Annotated in this window: 22 protein-coding genes; 10 read left to right on the top strand and 12 right to left on the bottom strand. The window is 60.5% G+C overall.

Translation table 11 applies throughout. The features are described 5' to 3' along the window. Positions 1-20 precede the first annotated feature (20 nt). The 4 genes from ACQ4OB_RS09735 to cysG are packed head-to-tail and all read left to right on the top strand — an operon-like array spanning position 21 to position 4,408. Complete coding sequence (locus ACQ4OB_RS09735) at positions 21-1,343, top strand: replication-associated recombination protein A (RefSeq protein ID WP_074878169.1); 1,323 nt, start codon at positions 21-23, stop codon at positions 1,341-1,343. After that, positions 1,343-1,717, top strand: coding sequence for a fluoride efflux transporter CrcB (gene crcB / locus ACQ4OB_RS09730; RefSeq protein WP_074878168.1), 375 nt, complete (start codon positions 1,343-1,345; stop codon positions 1,715-1,717). Before ACQ4OB_RS09735 ends, crcB begins: the two co-directional genes overlap by 1 nt. Positions 1,718-1,732: 15 nt before the next feature. After that, positions 1,733-3,013: a serine--tRNA ligase gene (serS, locus tag ACQ4OB_RS09725; RefSeq protein ID WP_074878166.1), complete on the top strand. Its 1,281-nt coding sequence runs from the start codon at positions 1,733-1,735 to the stop codon at positions 3,011-3,013. Continuing rightward, on the top strand, positions 3,014-4,408 hold the full coding sequence (gene cysG / locus ACQ4OB_RS09720; RefSeq protein ID WP_430955604.1) for a siroheme synthase CysG: 1,395 nt from the start codon (positions 3,014-3,016) through the stop codon (positions 4,406-4,408). It abuts the gene before it with no gap. 129 nt (positions 4,409-4,537) lie between these two features. Here cysG and ACQ4OB_RS09715 read toward each other — a convergent pair whose 3' ends face one another. From ACQ4OB_RS09715 to ACQ4OB_RS09675, 9 genes are all read right to left on the bottom strand, one after another. Next, entirely contained in the window at positions 4,538-5,539 is a 1,002-nt protein-coding gene (locus tag ACQ4OB_RS09715; protein ID WP_430955603.1) for a glutathione S-transferase family protein, read from the bottom strand. A 90-nt stretch (positions 5,540-5,629) separates the two neighbouring features. After that, positions 5,630-6,631: a glycosyl transferase family protein gene (locus ACQ4OB_RS09710; RefSeq protein WP_430955602.1), complete on the bottom strand. Its 1,002-nt coding sequence runs from the start codon at positions 6,629-6,631 to the stop codon at positions 5,630-5,632. After that, a complete protein-coding gene (locus ACQ4OB_RS09705) occupies positions 6,628-6,963 on the bottom strand; it encodes a TusE/DsrC/DsvC family sulfur relay protein (RefSeq protein WP_074878158.1) in 336 nt (111 codons plus the stop codon). Before ACQ4OB_RS09705 ends, ACQ4OB_RS09710 begins: the two co-directional genes overlap by 4 nt. Then, positions 6,960-7,253: a sulfurtransferase complex subunit TusB gene (gene tusB, locus ACQ4OB_RS09700; protein ID WP_430955601.1), complete on the bottom strand. Its 294-nt coding sequence runs from the start codon at positions 7,251-7,253 to the stop codon at positions 6,960-6,962. Before tusB ends, ACQ4OB_RS09705 begins: the two co-directional genes overlap by 4 nt. After that, complete coding sequence (tusC, locus tag ACQ4OB_RS09695) at positions 7,253-7,615, bottom strand: sulfurtransferase complex subunit TusC (RefSeq protein WP_430955600.1); 363 nt, start codon at positions 7,613-7,615, stop codon at positions 7,253-7,255. The genes tusB and tusC overlap by 1 nt, the downstream gene beginning before the upstream one ends. A 1-nt stretch (position 7,616) precedes the next feature. Further along, a complete protein-coding gene (tusD, locus tag ACQ4OB_RS09690) occupies positions 7,617-8,009 on the bottom strand; it encodes a sulfurtransferase complex subunit TusD (protein WP_008154829.1) in 393 nt (130 codons plus the stop codon). A gap of 138 nt (positions 8,010-8,147) precedes the next feature. After that, entirely contained in the window at positions 8,148-8,852 is a 705-nt protein-coding gene (locus ACQ4OB_RS09685; RefSeq protein WP_074878154.1) for a YoaK family protein, read from the bottom strand. Positions 8,853-8,887: 35 nt separating this feature from the next. Continuing rightward, complete coding sequence (locus tag ACQ4OB_RS09680) at positions 8,888-9,217, bottom strand: DUF6388 family protein (RefSeq protein WP_076027898.1); 330 nt, start codon at positions 9,215-9,217, stop codon at positions 8,888-8,890. Positions 9,218-9,237: 20 nt separating this feature from the next. After that, a complete protein-coding gene (locus tag ACQ4OB_RS09675; protein WP_008154823.1) occupies positions 9,238-9,486 on the bottom strand; it encodes a hypothetical protein in 249 nt (82 codons plus the stop codon). Between the two features lie 161 nt (positions 9,487-9,647). On the opposite strand from ACQ4OB_RS09675, the gene ACQ4OB_RS09670 reads away from it, so the two are divergent. Then, entirely contained in the window at positions 9,648-9,998 is a 351-nt protein-coding gene (locus tag ACQ4OB_RS09670) for a hypothetical protein (RefSeq protein ID WP_430955599.1), read from the top strand. Between the two features lie 157 nt (positions 9,999-10,155). On the opposite strand, the gene ACQ4OB_RS09665 is transcribed toward ACQ4OB_RS09670, so the two are convergent. Next, on the bottom strand, positions 10,156-10,587 hold the full coding sequence (locus tag ACQ4OB_RS09665; RefSeq protein WP_430955598.1) for a GNAT family N-acetyltransferase: 432 nt from the start codon (positions 10,585-10,587) through the stop codon (positions 10,156-10,158). 150 nt (positions 10,588-10,737) lie between these two features. Here ACQ4OB_RS09665 and ACQ4OB_RS09660 point away from each other — a divergent pair, with 150 nt between their 5' ends. Continuing rightward, positions 10,738-11,175, top strand: coding sequence for a hemerythrin domain-containing protein (locus ACQ4OB_RS09660; protein ID WP_102615973.1), 438 nt, complete (start codon positions 10,738-10,740; stop codon positions 11,173-11,175). 61 nt (positions 11,176-11,236) lie between these two features. Beyond that, entirely contained in the window at positions 11,237-11,830 is a 594-nt protein-coding gene (locus ACQ4OB_RS09655; protein ID WP_102615974.1) for an NUDIX domain-containing protein, read from the top strand. Between the two features lie 21 nt (positions 11,831-11,851). On the opposite strand, the gene ACQ4OB_RS09650 is transcribed toward ACQ4OB_RS09655, so the two are convergent. After that, the gene (locus ACQ4OB_RS09650; protein WP_076027894.1) at positions 11,852-12,367 is read right to left on the bottom strand and encodes a methylated-DNA--[protein]-cysteine S-methyltransferase; all 516 of its coding nucleotides are present in this window, start codon (positions 12,365-12,367) and stop codon (positions 11,852-11,854) included. Between the two features lie 151 nt (positions 12,368-12,518). On the opposite strand from ACQ4OB_RS09650, the gene ggt reads away from it, so the two are divergent. The 3 genes from ggt to ACQ4OB_RS09635 all read left to right on the top strand — a co-directional run bounded on the left by ggt (position 12,519) and on the right by ACQ4OB_RS09635 (position 15,813). Beyond that, entirely contained in the window at positions 12,519-14,246 is a 1,728-nt protein-coding gene (ggt, locus tag ACQ4OB_RS09645; protein WP_430955597.1) for a gamma-glutamyltransferase, read from the top strand. Between the two features lie 72 nt (positions 14,247-14,318). After that, positions 14,319-14,852 carry a cysteine hydrolase family protein gene (locus ACQ4OB_RS09640; protein WP_430955596.1) on the top strand — a complete coding sequence of 178 codons (534 nt, stop codon included), beginning with the start codon at positions 14,319-14,321 and terminating at the stop codon, positions 14,850-14,852. Between the two features lie 265 nt (positions 14,853-15,117). After that, a complete protein-coding gene (locus tag ACQ4OB_RS09635) occupies positions 15,118-15,813 on the top strand; it encodes a tRNA (adenine(22)-N(1))-methyltransferase (RefSeq protein WP_305885253.1) in 696 nt (231 codons plus the stop codon). A 40-nt stretch (positions 15,814-15,853) separates the two neighbouring features. Here the strand turns inward: ACQ4OB_RS09635 and ACQ4OB_RS09630 are convergent, their stop codons facing one another. Beyond that, positions 15,854-16,594, bottom strand: a complete 741-nt coding sequence (locus ACQ4OB_RS09630) for a Mut7-C RNAse domain-containing protein (RefSeq protein WP_430955595.1) — start codon at positions 16,592-16,594, stop codon at positions 15,854-15,856. Positions 16,595-17,240 lie beyond the last annotated feature (646 nt).

Genomic DNA, 17,240 nt, shown 5'->3' with positions numbered 1-17,240 from the left:
GTGAGGTTTCATAAGTAGTGATGGACCTGTTTCGCAGTGCCCCGATAGCTCAACCTTTGGCAGCACGCCTGCGTGCGGCCAATCTGGACGAGTACGTCGGTCAGGAACACCTGCTCGCTCGCGGCAAGCCTTTGCGCGAGGCGCTGGAGCAGGGTGCCTTGCACTCGATGATTTTCTGGGGCCCGCCGGGTGTGGGCAAGACCACCCTGGCGCGTCTGCTGGCGGAAGTCTCGGATGCGCACTTCGAAACGGTTTCGGCGGTACTGGCCGGCGTGAAGGAAATCCGTCAGGCGGTGGAAGTCGCCAAGCAGCAGGCTGGGCAGTACGGCAAGCGAACCATCCTGTTCGTCGATGAAGTGCACCGCTTCAACAAGTCCCAGCAGGACGCTTTCCTGCCGTACGTTGAAGACGGCACGCTGATTTTTATCGGCGCCACCACGGAAAACCCCTCATTCGAACTCAACAACGCGTTGCTCTCCCGGGCGCGCGTCTACGTGCTCAAAAGTCTCGACGAAGCGGCCCTGCGCAAGCTGGTGCATCGCGCGCTGACGGAAGAGCGTGGCCTGGGCAAGCGGCAACTGACCCTCAGCGATGAAGGCTTCCAGATGCTGCTGTCGGCCGCCGATGGCGATGGCCGGCGTCTGCTCAACCTGCTGGAAAACGCCTCCGATCTGGCTGAAGACAACAGCGAGATCGGCGTCGATCTCCTGCAAAGCTTGCTCGGTGATACCCGCCGGCGTTTCGACAAGGGCGGCGAAGCGTTTTACGACCAGATTTCCGCGCTGCATAAATCCGTGCGCGGTTCCAACCCCGACGGCGCACTGTACTGGTTCGCTCGAATGATCGACGGCGGTTGCGATCCGCTGTACCTGGCCCGGCGCGTGGTGCGCATGGCCAGCGAAGACATCGGCAACGCCGACCCGCGCGCCCTGAGCCTGTGTCTGGCGGCGTGGGAAGTGCAGGAGCGCCTCGGCAGTCCCGAAGGCGAGTTGGCGGTGGCCCAGGCCATTACTTATCTGGCCTGTGCGCCGAAAAGCAACGCGGTGTACATGGGCTTCAAAGCCGCAATGCGCAGCGCCACCGAACACGGTTCGCTGGAAGTACCGCTGCACCTGCGCAACGCACCGACCAAGCTGATGAAACAACTGGGTTATGGCGACGAATACCGTTACGCCCACGATGAGCCGGACGCTTACGCCGCTGGCGAAGACTATTTCCCGGAAGAGCTCGAGCCGCAACCGTTCTATCAGCCAGTGCCGCGTGGCCTGGAGCTGAAGATCGGCGAGAAGCTCAATCACCTTGCGCAACTTGACCGTCTCAGCCCCCGGCAGCGGAGAAAATAGTGATCCCTTTGATCGTTGCTGTTTCTGTGGGCGGTATCGCCGGAACGCTTTTGCGCTTTGCCACGGGTAACTGGATCAACGCTAATTGGCCGCGGCACTTCTATACCGCGACGCTGGCCGTTAATATCGTCGGCTGTTTGCTGATCGGCGTTCTATACGGTCTGTTTTTAATACGCCCGGAGGTGCCGATTGAGGTGCGCGCCGGGTTGATGGTCGGCTTCCTCGGGGGGCTGACGACTTTTTCATCTTTTTCACTGGACACGGTGCGCCTGCTGGAAACCGGGCAAATGCCGCTCGCTATTGTCTATGCTGCCATCAGCGTATTCGGTGGGCTGCTCGCTACCTGGGCTGGCCTGTCCTTGACCAAACTTTGATAACGAGAGACCGACATGCTCGATTCCAAACTGTTACGTAGCAACCTTCAGGACGTAGCGGACCGCCTGGCATCCCGTGGTTACACGCTGGATGTTGCGCGCATCGAAGCGCTGGAAGAACAGCGCAAGACCGTCCAGACCCGCACCGAAGCACTGCAGGCTGACCGTAATGCGCGCTCCAAATCCATCGGCCAGGCCAAGCAGCGCGGCGAAGACATCGCGCCGCTGATGGCGGACGTCGAGCGCATGGCGAATGAATTGAGCGCCGGTAAAGTCGAGCTGGACGCGATCCAGACCGATCTGGATTCGATCCTGCTCGGCATCCCGAACCTGCCGCACGAATCCGTACCGATCGGTGATGACGAAGACGGCAACGTCGAAGTGCGCCGTTGGGGCACCCCGACCGCGTTCGATTTCCCGGTTCAGGACCACGTCGCCCTGGGCGAGAAATTCGGCTGGCTGGACTTCGAAACCGCCGCCAAGCTGTCCGGCGCCCGTTTCGCCCTGTTACGCGGCCCGATTGCGCGTATGCACCGCGCCCTGGCGCAGTTCATGATCAACCTGCACACCAGCGAACACGGTTACGAAGAGGCCTACACGCCTTATCTGGTTCAAGCGCCGGCGTTGCAAGGCACGGGTCAGTTGCCGAAGTTCGAAGAAGACCTGTTCAAGATCACTCGCGAAGGCGAAGCCGATCTGTACCTGATTCCGACCGCCGAAGTGTCGCTGACCAACATCGTCGCTGGCGAAATCGTCGATTCGAAACGGCTGCCGATCAAGTTCGTCGCCCACACGCCATGCTTTCGCAGTGAAGCCGGTGCGTCGGGTCGCGATACGCGCGGCATGATCCGTCAGCACCAGTTCGACAAGGTTGAAATGGTCCAGATCGTTGAGCCGTCGACCTCGATGGAAGCGCTGGAAGGCCTGACCGCCAACGCCGAAAAAGTCCTGCAATTGCTCGAACTGCCTTATCGCACTATTGCGCTGTGCACCGGCGACATGGGCTTCAGCGCGGTCAAGACCTACGACCTGGAAGTGTGGATCCCGAGCCAGGACAAATACCGCGAGATTTCGTCGTGCTCCAACTGCGGTGATTTCCAGGCCCGTCGCATGCAAGCGCGTTTCCGCAACCCGGAAACCGGCAAGCCTGAACTGGTTCACACCCTGAACGGTTCCGGCCTGGCGGTCGGTCGTACCCTGGTGGCGGTGCTGGAAAACTATCAGCAAGCCGACGGTTCGATCCGTGTGCCGGACGTGCTGAAACCGTACATGGGTGGCCTCGAGGTCATCGGCTAAATGGACTATCTGCCGCTGTTCCATAACCTTCGCGGCAGTCGTGTCTTGGTCGTCGGCGGGGGGGAGATTGCCTTGCGCAAGTCCCGTCTGCTGGCCGAAGCCGGTGCGCTGCTGCGGGTGGTCGCACCTGAAATCGAACCGCAACTGCGCGAACTGGTTGCCGGTAGCGGTGGCGAATGTCTGGTGCGAGGCTACGTTGAATCGGACCTGGACGGTTGCGGGATGATCATCGCCGCCACCGACGACGAACCGCTGAACGCGCAAGTCTCCGCCGATGCCCATCGGCGTTGCGTGCCGGTCAACGTGGTGGACGCGCCAGCCTTGTGCAGCGTGATCTTCCCGGCGATCGTCGACCGGTCTCCTTTGATCGTAGCGGTCTCCAGCGGCGGCGATGCGCCGGTGCTGGCGCGGTTGATCCGCGCCAAACTGGAAACCTGGATTCCTTCCACCTACGGTCAACTGGCCGGCCTGGCCGCGCGTTTTCGCAGCCAGGTCAAACACCTGTTCCCGGATGTGCAGCAGCGTCGGGCGTTCTGGGAAGATGTGTTCCAGGGCCCGATTGCCGACCGGCAACTGGCCGGGCAGGGCGCCGAAGCCGAGCGCTTGATGCTGGCGAAAATTGCCGGTGAAGCACCGGATGCCACGGGCGAAGTCTATTTGGTGGGCGCCGGCCCGGGTGATCCCGACCTGCTGACCTTCCGTGCCTTGCGTCTGATGCAGCAAGCCGATGTGGTGCTGTATGACCGCTTGGTGGCGCCGGCGATTCTGGATTTGTGCCGTCGCGATGCCGAGCGGGTTTACGTCGGCAAGCGTCGCGCCGATCACGCCGTACCTCAGGATCAGATCAATCAGCAATTGGTGGATTTGGCCAAGCAAGGCAAGCGGGTGGTGAGGCTGAAGGGCGGTGATCCGTTCATCTTCGGTCGCGGCGGTGAAGAAATCGAAGAACTGGCGGCCCATGGCATCCCGTTCCAGGTGGTGCCGGGTATCACCGCGGCCAGCGGTTGCGCGGCGTATGCCGGAATTCCGCTGACGCACCGTGATTACGCGCAGTCTGTGCGTTTCGTCACCGGGCACCTGAAGGACGGTTCCACCGATTTGCCGTGGGCCGACCTGGTCGCGCCGGCGCAAACCCTGGTGTTTTACATGGGGTTGGTGGGGTTGCCGATCATTTGCGAACAGTTGATCAAGCATGGTCGCGCGGCGGATACGCCAGCGGCGTTGATCCAGCAGGGCACCACCGTTAATCAGCGGGTGTTTACCGGCACCTTGGCCGATTTGCCAAGTCTGGTGGCGGAGCATGAAGTGCATGCGCCGACGCTGGTGATCGTTGGGGAAGTGGTGCAGTTGCGCGAAAAACTGGCGTGGTTCGAGGGCGCTCAGGCGCAGGTCTGAACATCCGGTAACTGATCGTTCCCACGCTCTGCGTGGGAATGCATCCCGTGACGCTCTGCGTCACATCCGAAGCGGAACGCGGAGCGTCCCTGGCGGCATTCCCACGCGGAGCGTGGGAACGATCGTCTGTCAGGCTCTGCGCCAAACCCCTTTCCCGCTCAACCGCTCGCGATCATGCGTTGCTGTGAAATCCTGCGCCGGCCCTTTCGGCACGATCCCCGTCGGATTGATGGTCTTGTGGCTGCCGTAGTAGTGATTCTTGATGTGCTCGAAGTTCACCGTCTCGGCAATCCCCGGCCACTGATAAATCTCCCGCAGCCAGTTCGACAGATTCGGATAATCGGCAATCCGCCGCAGGTTGCACTTGAAGTGCCCGTAATACACCGCGTCAAAGCGAATCAACGTGGTGAACAGCCGAATATCCGCTTCGGTCAGGTACTCACCCGCCAGATAACGATTGGCATCCAATAGCTGTTCCAGCCGATCAAGCTCCTCGAACAACCCGTCGAACGCTTCTTCATAAGCCTTCTGCGCTGTGGCAAATCCTGCGCGATACACGCCATTGTTCACCGTCGGATAAATCCGTTCGTTCAGCGCATCGATTTCGCCCCGCAGCGGCGCCGGGTAGAAATCCAGGTCATTACCCGTCAAATCATCGAAGGCGCCATTGAACATGCGGATGATCTCCGCCGATTCATTGTTGACGATGCGATTCTGCTGTTTGTCCCAGAGCACCGGCACGGTGACGCGGCCGGTGTAGTCGGCGGTATCGGCGGTGTAGCGCTGGTGCATGAAATTGAAATGATCGAGCTTGTCCCCGGTCGATCCGAGGTTCTGGTCGAAGGTCCAGCCGTTTTCCAGCATCAACCAACTGACCACCGAGACGTCGATAAGGCTTTCGAGGCCTTTGAGTTTGCGCAGGATCAGCGTGCGGTGAGCCCATGGACAGGCGAGGGACACGTAGAGGTGATAACGACCGGCCTCGGCCGCAAAGCCACCGACACCTGTCGGGCCAGGTTTGCCGTCGGTGGTCAGCCAGTTACGACGCTGCGCTTGTTCACGCTGGAACGCGCCATCCTTGCTGCTTTCGTACCACTGGTCCTGCCAGCGACCTTCAACTAACAACCCCATGTTCAAGACTCCTCAACCAATAAGCGTTGGAGAGGAGTCTATTCGCATAGGTTCGATTAAAAAGCGCAAAGGTTGGGCGCTTATGATCGGTTATATCGATTTGTCCCGCGCATCCCAATACTGCTGGGCGGTTTCGAAGGCCTGCTCACGGGGTTGGCCGAGGCCGCGCAAGGCCAGAGCCATGGTCGAGATCAATGCCATTTGCGGATAGCTGTCGACTACGTCGCCACGCCACACGGCTTTCAAGTGCTCGGGATCGAGGGTGGCCGGTTTGACGTGGCGTTGTGCCGACAACTGCGGCCATTCCTCGTCCCAGCTTTCGCCACCCGTGGTGCCGTACAAGTGACTATCGGCGTCCGGGTTGATCTCGATTTCGCCGCCGTCGCCTTTCACCACGATCGCGGTGTCGCCGAGCAAACCGCTGGCATCGCGATGCACCGCCTGGTAGCCGGGGTGGAAAATGCTTTGCAGGCCACAGCGGGCACTCAACGGGTTGAGAATCCGCGTCAGGGAATGGATCGGCGAACGCAGGCCCAAGGTATTGCGCAGGTCGATCATTCGTTGCAGCTGCGGCGCCCAATCCACCAGCGGCATGAAGGCCAGGCCGCCGTTATCCAGTGCGTCGCCGACCTGCTGCCAGTCGCGGCACAACGGAATTTTCAACTCATCCAGCAGTTGCTCGCTGTAGAGCCGACCCGCGGTGTGCGCGCCGCCGCCATGCATGAAGATGCGCACGCCGTTCTGCGCCAGACACTTGGCGGCTAGCAGGTACCAAGGCAGATGGCGTTTCTTGCCGGCATATGTCGGCCAGTCCAGATCGACGGCCAGTGCCGGCGGATTCAACCGTTCACGCAACGCTTCGGTAAACCCCGCCATTTCCTCGGCGCTTTCTTCCTTGTGCCGCAACAGCATCAGGAACGCGCCGAGTTGGGTGTCTTCGACCTTATGGTCGAGCACCATGCCCATGGCTTCGCGGGCTTCTTCGCGGGTCAAGTCGCGGGCGCCGCGTTTGCCCTTGCCGAGAATGCGCACGAACTGGGCGAACGGGTGTTCGGCGGGTGTTTCGAGGATCAGCGCAGTGTAGTCGGTCATAAGCAATTCGTCGGTTTGGGCAGGCCCGCCAGTTTCGCGGCGAGTTTGGCAGGGGTGCCTTTGAACAGTCGGTTCAGGTGCAGGCTGTTGCCCTTTTCCGGGCCCAGCTTCGTTGCTGTGTACTTGATCAGCGGACGGGTGGCCGGCGACAGCTGGAATTCGGCGTAGAAGCTGCGCAGCAGTTCGAGGATCTCCCAGTGTTCGGGGCTCAACTCGATGTCTTCGGCGGCGGCCAGGGCGCTGGCCACTTCGCAGGACCAGTCGCTCAGTTCGACCAGGAAACCGTCCTTGTCCAGCTCGATGGCGCGTGCGCCGACCGTCAGGGATTTCATAGCCAACTGTTGACCTTGTCGTAGTGAATCGACAGCTCGACGAAGGCCGGGTAATCGATGGCCTTGGCCGTGTCAGGAATCTCCAGCGCGCGAGCCTGGGCGTCTTCGGCCAGTACGAACAGTTTCGGGTGGCGGGCGTTCAGCGCTTTGAACGGCGCGGTGCCTGGCTGCAGCGCATAAACCGCGTCGCCAGTCAGCAGCAACGCATCGTCAGCGCCCATCAAGCGCAGGCAACTGGTCAGGCGATCGTCGCCGAACGGGGAATGAGACAACATATGCAAAGTCGACATCAGAGGGTGATCACCTGGTCGTAACGGTCAATAAGTGCGGTGATTTCGTGGGCGGCCAGCACCTGCGCTTCTTCCAGCGCCAAGCCGGCCGGGTTCAGACCCCGTTGCGCAACGCTGTCGGCACAGACAAACAGTTCGTCGACACCGAACATTGGCAAGGCTTGCAGATTGGCACTGAGGTCCTTCTGCTGGAGGGCCTTGGCCTCCTGTTTCGCGGCGAGCTGGAACACTCCGTCATCGAGAAACAGCAGGCCGATCGGCAGATCGAAGGCGCCGCCGGCCAGCACGATGTCCAGCGCTTCGCGCGCACTCGGCCCGGACCATGGCGCCTGACGGCTGATAATCAGCAAGGACTTAGCCATCTCACGCGCCTCCGAAACAGATCAGGCGGTCAGCATCCTGCACCGCGTCATGCAACTGGCCCAGGCCAGACAGTTCCCACGGCGCGCCCACCGCAACGGCTTCACGCTGATAGCGCCCGGCCTCTTCTTCATTCAGCACGCCACGACGCAGGGCCGCCGCGATACACACGACGCCGTCCAGTTGATGCTCGGTGACGAAGTTGCGCCATTGCTTGGGCAAGTCCTGCTCATCCTGCGGCGTGACCACGCTGCCGGAGGCGTTGTAGACGCCGTCCTGGTAGAAAAACAGCCGGACAATCTCATGCCCACCGGCCAGCGCAGCCTGAGCAAACAGCAGGGCGCGGCGCGAGGAGGGCGCATGGGCGGCGGAAAACAGCGCGATGGCGAATTTCATGACGGACTCGATCAGCAAAACTGCGGCCATGATAAAGCTTTATCGCCGGGGCGGCGAAGGGCTTTGCCGCGAGATGGTGTGTCAGGTGCACCCAATTCGATCGTTCCCACGCTCTGCGTGGGAACGATCAACCGCCGATCAGCGCGGCATGTAACCCAACTGCCAGCGCTGCGGGATTTTCAGCGACAGCAACCCGACCGCGCCGGCCAGCAGACCACTGACAAACAAAGCCTTGAGCCCCAGGTGATGTTCCAGCACGGCGCCGATTACCGCGCCAGCAAACATCCCGGTCCAGGGGATCAGTTGCACGCGCCAGCCGTTGCGTCGTTCGCCGAGCATCCAGCGTCCCAGCCCGCGGCCGAAGCGTGACAGGGCGCCGGTGACGTAGGTCAGGCCGACCGGCAGTCCATTCACTTCTTCCACGGCGGCATTGAGCATGCCCATGGCGATGATCGTCGCCAGAAGCGCCGGCAATTGTTCGTCGTAAGGCCAGGCAGCGGCGCCGCAGAGCAGCGTGGCGATGCACAGCAGCAAGGGCAGCGCCCGACGGCCGCCGAGGCGACTGACGACAATGCCCAACGCGTTGCCGACGACGAAGGTGCCGACGAGGATCATCAGGCGCAACATGAGGCCCAGGTCGCCATCGCTGATGGCGACGGCGAGGCGGGTGGTGTTGCCGCTCATGAACGAGACGAAATCACCGCTGGCCATGAAGCCGATGGCGTCGGTCATGCCCGCGAGTACCGAGAGGCTGGCCACCAGCGACATGCCGATGCGCCCGCGCCATTTGCGGGTATGCAGGTGGCCTGGGCTGGCGCGGTCAGTTGAGAGGGATGGCAACATCAGCGAAGGTCGTCCTCAGGCAGCGACTGGAATAGTCACTTACTCAATCCATATAACTCGCAATACTCCCGCCAGTCCATGCCGGCCATCTCGGCCACTTCCTTGTGCACTTCCAGGCGCTGTGCCTGATAGTCCTCGGGCGTCGCGGCGGTCAGTTGCAGCGTCAGCTCCCAGGCAAACAATCCCAGGCGCTCGGCCTCGGCTTCGAAGGCTTCATGCAAGCGTTCGTCGCGGTACTGCGCCGCGGTCTCGCCCTTGGCCTGAGCCAACAGCGGGTTGAGGTTGTCGAGTTCGACGCGCAATTCAGGGCGCTCATCGAGAAACTTCTTCAGTGCTTGCTCGTGTTGCTGTTCGGTTGCCGCCATGGTCGCTCCTTGAGGCTGGATTACGAAGACTGCTTCTTGCTGGCCTTGGCCGCTGCTGCCAGGCACTCAAGGGCAAACTGCTCGGGGTAGGTCATCTGGATTGGCGTGGTTTCACCCTTGACGGTTCTTTCGCCGTCGAGGATGTAACGAATGCGCTTGTCGGTGACGCCAATCCGCTTGGCAATCCAGGACGGCGTCTGACCGATCTGGCTGATCAGTTTGTCGGCATATTCAGCGGTCGGTTTGTAATATTCGGCGTTGGGTGTCATGACCTTTCCAGAAAATAAGCCCGGAAAAACGGGCGATGCGGTGTTTATGGCGCGACAGGGTGCGCGAATCGTCACTCGGTGTCGCGGTATAAATGAAGTAAAGCAGAACGATACGCAGTGCCGCGGTGATACAGTCCGCTTTTTCTTGATGAGCGAACGCAATGCGAATTCTGATGGTGGCGCTGGCCGTAACGTTGCTGGCCGGATGCGCGGGCTCGGCGATGAACGACGCCCGCACTGGAACCCCGTACAAAACCCTGACGTCGGACAAACCGGAAAAAGTGGTCGCCCAGTGTGTGCAGTTTTCCTGGCAGGACGAGGCGGTGTTCGGTGTCGATGCCAGCGCGTATTTGCAGCCTGGCGAGAACGGCGGCACCACCGTTTACACGCGTTCGGCGGAGTCCTTTGTAGACGTGAAGACTGACGCTTCCGCCACCGTGCTGAATTATTACGCTCAGCATGACGACTTTGTGGCTAAGCGCCGACTGGCGGCGTTGGCGACCTGCCTCTGATTCTTTGGATTGACGCATACCCCTGTGGGAGCGGGCTTGCTCGCGAAGAGGCCGGTACATTCAACATCTCTGTTGACTGACACACCGCCTTCGCGAGCAAGCCCGCTCCCACAGTTGTTCTGTGTTGATTATGAAAATGGGGTTTGCTCCCGCCGGGTCAGGTTTCGTTTTTCAGGCGCTTCTGGAAAAAGAAGCGCTTGTGGCCCGGCGGGTAGTCGGCGATCTGGCCGAGTTCGCTGTAGCCGAGCTTGCGGTAGAACTCCGGCGCCTGGAAGTCGAAGGTGTCGAGCCAGATTCCGATGCATTCCTTTTCCCGTGCCAGGTGTTCAGCCATCTGCATCAGCTGCGTGCCCATGCCCTGTCCGCGAGCCTGTTCAGGCACCGACAACAGGTCGATGTACAACCATTGGTAAAACACCCGACCGTGAAGCCCGCCGAGAATCTCGCCGCTTTCGTCACGCACCAGCAAGGCAACGGGCTCCTGAGTCGAGACACCGGCTTTTTCGGCGTTATAGGCGCGCAACGGCAGCAGGATTGCCTGGCGTTCTTCATCCGTGGGGTTTTGCGATCGTTCGATTCGCAGGGTCATCAGCTATTTCCTTATGGCCAGAGTGGTAAACATTTCCAAGACTATCGCGGCTCCTGGTCGTTGTTCCAGTCTTCAGGTGGAACCGTCGTTCGGGCGCAGGTGTCTAGGCTAAACAGCGTCATTCCTGAACGCGGCCCATGAGGACACTCCGTGAATATTTTCGAAGCCTTGCGCGAAAGCCACGACCGCCAACGTATCTACGCCGATGCGCTGATCCAGACCAGCGGCGACACCCCCGAACGGGTCGAGGCTTACAAGCAGCTCAAGTCCGAACTTCAGGCCCACGAAACCGCTGAAGAGCGGCATTTCTACATCCCGCTGATGGAGTTCGATAACGGCGTCGACCTCAGCCGTCATGCGATTGCCGAACATCATGAGATGGATGAAATGATGGAAGCACTCGACGAAACCGAGATGTCCAGCCCGGCCTGGCTGGTCGCCGCGAAGAAGCTCGCCGAGAAGGTCAATCACCACTTGGAAGAGGAAGAGCAGAAGTTCTTCCAGATGGCCGGCAAGCTACTCGACGACAAACAGAAAGAGACGCTGGCGGGTCAGTATGAGAAGGAATACAAGGCTCAGCTGTCTTAGCGTCGGGCTTTCGTTTTCGCCTAAGATGTGCGTCTTCTGACGAAAAAAGGGATGCATTGTCATGTCGAACACAGCCGAGCGGGTCAACCTCATCGAGTCCCAGGTGTTGTCCCACGACTGGTACCTGCTCAAGAAAATTACCTTCGATTACCAGCGCAACAACGGCGAATGGCAACGCCAGACCCGCGAGGTCTACGACCGCGGCAATGGCGCGGCGATCCTGCTGTTCAACCGTGAAAAGAAAACCGTGGTGCTGACCCGGCAATTCCGCTTGCCGGTGTTCGTCAACGGCCACGATGGGTTGCTGATCGAAGTGGCGGCGGGGCTGCTAGAAGGTGCGGCGCCTGAAGAGCGCATCCGCGAAGAAGCCGAGGAAGAAACCGGTTATCGCGTGCATCATGTGCACAAGGTGTTCGAGGCCTACATGAGCCCCGGGTCGGTGACTGAGAAACTGCACTTCTTCATCGCCGAGTACGACGCTGCTGCCAAGGTCAGCGAGGGCGGCGGGCTGGAGGAGGAGACCGAGGAACTGGAAGTGCTGGAGTGGAAATTCGACGACGCACTTGATGCGTTTTATCGCGGGGAAATCTGCGATGCGAAGACCATCATGCTGTTGCAGTATGCGGCGATGAAAAACATCTTCACCACCGCCTGATCAACGTAGCGTTTGGGCTGATCAGAACAAATCGCCTGTCCTGCCGGCCCCAGACCATTGGCAACCTTCCAGCGTCAGCAACTGTTCCTTCGCTTCAAGCCCTCCGGCAAACCCCGTCAACTTTCCCGAAGCGCCAATCACCCGATGACACGGCGCAACAATCGAAATCGGGTTCTTGCCGTTCGCGGCGCCCACTGCCCGAACTGCACTGGGATTGCCGATCTGCCGGGCTATCTCGCTATAGCTGCGGGTCTCGCCAAACGGAATGGTCAGCAGCGCTGCCCAGACCTTCTTCTGAAATTCCGTCCCGGCAAAATCCAGTTCCAGGTCGAAACGATTGCGCGTGCCTGCAAAGTATTCCCGCAGCTGCTGAGCCGTGCGCATCAGGATCGGGTTATCCGGCGCCTCGCGCATCGGTCCAAGCCGCACCCGGTCGGGTTTGTCGTTTTCCCAGAGGATGGCTGCCAGTCGTGAGCCGTTCGCGACCAGCTTCAACTCGCCCACCGGTGTGGCGAGGGTGATGAAGGTGTAACTCATGCCGGTGGACTCCGTAAAAGTGCTGAACCGAGGCCAAGCATACTGCCTCGACGGGGAGGCGCAATACGCAATCCCAGCCATACTTGCCTCTGCTCTTGAAGCCTTCCCCTCTGTTTTTTTACAGAGCCTAAAAACAAAAAGAGACCGACTCATGAAGTTCGAACCTTTTGCCAAATCGCTGATTGCGACCTCATTGGTGCTCAGCTGCCTCAGTGCTTACGCGGCTTCCGTGGCGCCGGTCGCGGCCGAAAACGGCATGGTCGTCACCGCCCAGCATCTGGCCAGTCACGTGGGCGTCGATGTGCTCAAGAACGGCGGTAACGCCGTCGACGCTGCGGTAGCGGTCGGCTATGCGCTGGCGGTGGTTTATCCCGCGGCGGGTAACCTGGGCGGCGGCGGTTTCATGACCATTCAGTTGGCGGACGGGCGCAAGACCTTCCTCGACTTCCGTGAAAAAGCGCCGCTGGCCGCCACCGCCGACATGTACCTCGACAAGGAGGGCAACGTTGTCCCCGAGCTGAGCACCCGTGGCCATCTGGCCGTTGGCGTGCCGGGTACCGTGTCGGGCATGGAACTGGCGCTGAAGAAATACGGCACCAAACCGCGCAAGGAAGTGATCGCCCCGGCCATCAAGCTCGCCGAAGACGGTTTTGTGCTGGCGCAGGGCGATGTCGAGTTGCTGGAATACGCCACTGACGTGTTCAAGAAGGACATCAAGGATTCCGGTGCGATTTTCCTGAGCAACGGCGAGCCGATGCAAGTCGGTCAGAAACTGGTGCAAAAAGACCTCGGCAAAACCCTGCGGGAAATCTCCGAGAAGGGCGCCGACGGCTTCTATAAAGGCTGGGTGGCCGATGCCATCGTCACCTCCAGCCAGGCCAACAAAGGCATCATCACTCAGGCCGACCTCGACAAATACAAGACCCGCGAACTGGCCCCGATCGAATGCGATTACCGCGGCTACCATGTGGTCTCGGCACCGCCGCCCAGCTCTGGCGGCGTGGTGATTTGCGAGATCATGAACATTCTCGAAGGCTATCCGATGAAAGACCTGGGCTATCACTCGGCCCAGAGCATGCACTACCAGATCGAAGCGATGCGTCACGCTTATGTGGACCGCAATAGCTACCTGGGCGACCCGGACTTTGTGAAAAATCCGATCGCCCATCTGCTGGATAAAAACTACGCAACGAAAATCCGCGAAGCCATCAATCCGCAAAAGGCCGCGGTGTCCCGCGAGCTCAAACCCGGCGTAGCGCCACACGAAGGCAGCAACACCACCCATTACTCCATCGTCGATAAATGGGGCAATGCGGTCTCGGTGACCTACACCTTGAACGACTGGTTCGGCGCCGGCGTCATGGCCAGCAAAACCGGGGTGATCCTCAACGACGAAATGGACGATTTCACCTCGAAAATCGGCGTGCCGAACATGTACGGTCTGGTGCAAGGGGAGGCCAATGCCATCGCGCCCGGCAAGGCACCGCTGTCGTCCATGAGCCCGACCATCGTCACCAAGGACGGCAAAGTGGTGATGGTCGTCGGCACCCCCGGCGGCAGTCGCATCATCACTGCAACCTTGTTGACTATGCTCAACGTGATCGACTACGGCATGAACATCCAGGAGGCGGTGGATGCACCGCGTTTCCACCAGCAGTGGTTACCGGAAGAGACCAACCTTGAGACCTTCACCACCAGCCCTGATACGGTGAAGATGCTCGAAAGCTGGGGGCACAAGTTTGCCGGGCCGCAGGACGCCAACCATGTGGCGGCGATTCTGGTCGGCGCACCTTCGCTGGAAGGCAAGCCGGTGGGCAAAAACCACTTTTATGGGGCGAACGATCCACGTCGTAACACCGGGTTGTCGCTCGGTTATTGAGGGGTGTTTTTCAAAGGGGGACGGATCTATTTTTCGTCCCCTGATCCACTGATTCTTTTCAAGGACGGGACCATGGCTACCGCACTGCTGATCATCGATGTCCAGCGCGCCCTGTGCACTGGCGAGTACGAATGTTTTGAGATCAAGCGTGTTATCGAGAACATCAACGACCTCAGTGCCAAGGCTCGCGGAGCAGGCATCCCGGTCATCCTCATCCAGCACGAAGAAAGGGGCGACCAGTTGCAATACGGGTCCGAAGGCTGGCAACTGGCCGAAAGCCTGAAGATTTCGCCGCAAGACCTTCGCGTGCGAAAAACCAATCGAGACTCGTTCTACCGGACCCACTTGCAAGCGCAATTGCAGGATATGGACGCCGACCGCCTGATCGTCTGCGGACTGCAAACCGACTATTGCGTCAACGCCACTGTCCGCCAGGCACTGAACCTGGGCTATGACGTAGTGCTCGCCGCCGATGCGCATTCCACCGTCGACAACGGCAACCTCGCCGCCGAAGACATCATCACCGAACACAACGCAGACCTGGCGCATTTGACGGGGCCCGTGGCGCGGATCGACGTTATGCCGACCAGCGAAATCCGGATCTGAAAACGGGTGAGGGGCTTGCTCCTATTGACGTTTGCACGGCCCCGAAAATACCGATCAACTCAGTCAAAAAAGCACTGAGCACATCCCGCTGACGCGCCTGATGCCTTACCGCAGCATGAAGGCCGCCCTCATAGCACAACCACTCAGAATTCGGGTCGAACCATGGCTCTTGTCGCATAAATTTGAAATGCACGGCGTTGCTCGACAGAATCGCGTCCCGACCTGGCCCAAGGTGTCGGACATTCGTGGTGAAAAGGAACAGCAGTTGAACGAACAGACATTGTCCCAGCGCCTGGAGCGCGTGGCGGCGCATGTACCAGCAGACGCACGCCTGGCCGATATCGGCTCGGATCACGGCTACCTGCCGGTGGCGTTGATGCGCCGTGGCGCCATTGCGGCGGCGGTGGCCGGGGAGGTGGCGTTGACGCCGTTCCATTCGGCCGAACGCACCGTGCGCGAGAGCGGTCTGGACCAGCGGATCAGCGTGCGCCTGGCCAGTGGTCTGGCAGCGATCGAACCGGGTGACGGGATCACTGCGATCACCATCTGCGGCATGGGCGGCGAGACGATCCGCGACATCCTCGACAGCGGCAAGGCGCGTCTGAGTGGCCAGGAGCGCCTGATTCTGCAACCCAACGGCGGCGAGCAGCCACTGCGCCAGTGGCTGATGGAAAATGGCTACCGCATCCTCTGCGAGGAACTGCTGCGGGAAAATCGTTTCGACTACGAAATCATCGTCGCCGAGCGCGCCGGGCCGGTGATGTACACCGCCGAGGAGCTTTATTTTGGCCCACTGCAGATGCAGGCACGCAGCCCGGCGTTCCTGATCAAGTGGCAGCGCATCCTGCGCGAGAAGCAGAAGACCCTGACCCACTTCGCCCATGCGCGACAGGCCTTGCCCGAAGAAAAAGTGCAAGACATCGCCCGGCAGGCCCGGTGGATCACCGAGTTGCTGGCTTGAGGCCGGTCCAGGGTTTGTACGAAAAAGTCGATGCGCTCGGCTATCGGTTCAGCAGAGGCGCCAGCAGTGCATGCATGCTGCGCCAGTGCGAACCCTCCCAGTAAATCCGTTGGCAGGCATCGCAGCGCAAGAAGTGCGAATAGAGGGCGCCAACCCGTGGCGGCACCTGCAGCCGGGCCAGTTCCGGGCTGATCTCGTGCAGCGGCAGGTTGCAATGAAGGCACAGGCTGAATGGCCGCGCGCTACGCGCCAGGTCGAGGCGTTCGTACATTTCGCGCAGCTGTAGCGACGGTTTGAGGGCATGCACGTAACAGCCGTGGCTGATGATCCGCCGCTTGAGCAATTCGCGGTCACGGGTCAGCACGATGCGTCCTTGCTGAGCAGCGATCTCGGCGATCTCGCCATCCTCGAAGCCATTGTCGTAGAGGGTGTCGAAACCGCTCATGCGCAGCAGGTTGGCCAGCCCGCCAAGATGTGCATCAGCAATGAAGCGCAGCACCCGTAAAGGTTGCGCACGAACCTTGAGCAACGGGCTGATGTCCAGCGCTTCGAACTTGGGATACACCGCCAGCCGGTCACCGTCGAAGATCGTCCGCTCCAGGCCCACCGACTCGCCGTTGAGCAGCACCAACTCAACCTCCGTGTGCGGTATCCCGAGCGCCTCGATCATGTGCTTGACCGTCGCCCCTCGCGCGCACTCGCAGGTGAATGACTGCCGGCGCCGTTCGGCCGGCAGGAAATCGTTGAGCTCCTCGTAGAAGCGGAAAGTTGCACGAGTCATGTTGAACAGTATGGCAGGGCTGCGGGATGAGCGAGTCTGGTCCGCACGTCTGCTCTGGCAGGCCTAGCGACGATAGTAGCGGCGATCGTCCTCGTAGCGGTGCCGCATGGCCCGATCCTGGTGGCGCTCCCAATCACGACGATCAGCTTCTCGGCGGGCTTGCTCTCGACGCCACTTATCTCTACGCCAGTCGTCTCGGCGCCAATTGTCCCTGCGATCATGCCAACGGCCGTCATGCCAGTATCGGTCGTCATGGGCAAGCAACGCCCCCGGCTGCGTGGCGGCCATACTGGCCAGGGTCGGCCAAGGGTTGCCGGCGGCCTGGACAGGAGCCTGAACGGCGGTGACTTCAGTTGCGACAACAGGGGTTGGGGTCTTCATCGGTGTTGCGCAGGCCGAGCCCACTGCCGCGAACGCTAACAGGCCGAAGAGCACCATCCGTGGGTCATGGAATTTCATGAGAGAAGGCAACCTCTGATTGACAATCGGACGTATGGCCATCTTGCTGCGGGAAGCCTTGGGGGTTCGCGCTTACCGAGCGGATGTGCCTATCCACATAGACAGATTAATAGGGAAAAGTTCTAGGGGACCCCCTGCTTAAATAGCCAACGTTGTACGTCCAGAACTTTGCTACAGCAGCGCGCCC

The sequence above is a fragment of the Pseudomonas sp. ES4 genome (assembly GCF_050586665.1).
Classification (GTDB): Bacteria; Pseudomonadota; Gammaproteobacteria; order Pseudomonadales; family Pseudomonadaceae; genus Aquipseudomonas; species Aquipseudomonas frederiksbergensis.
The sequence above is the reverse complement of the archived record's forward strand: the minus strand, read 5'-3'. Positions and strand labels throughout refer to the sequence as shown.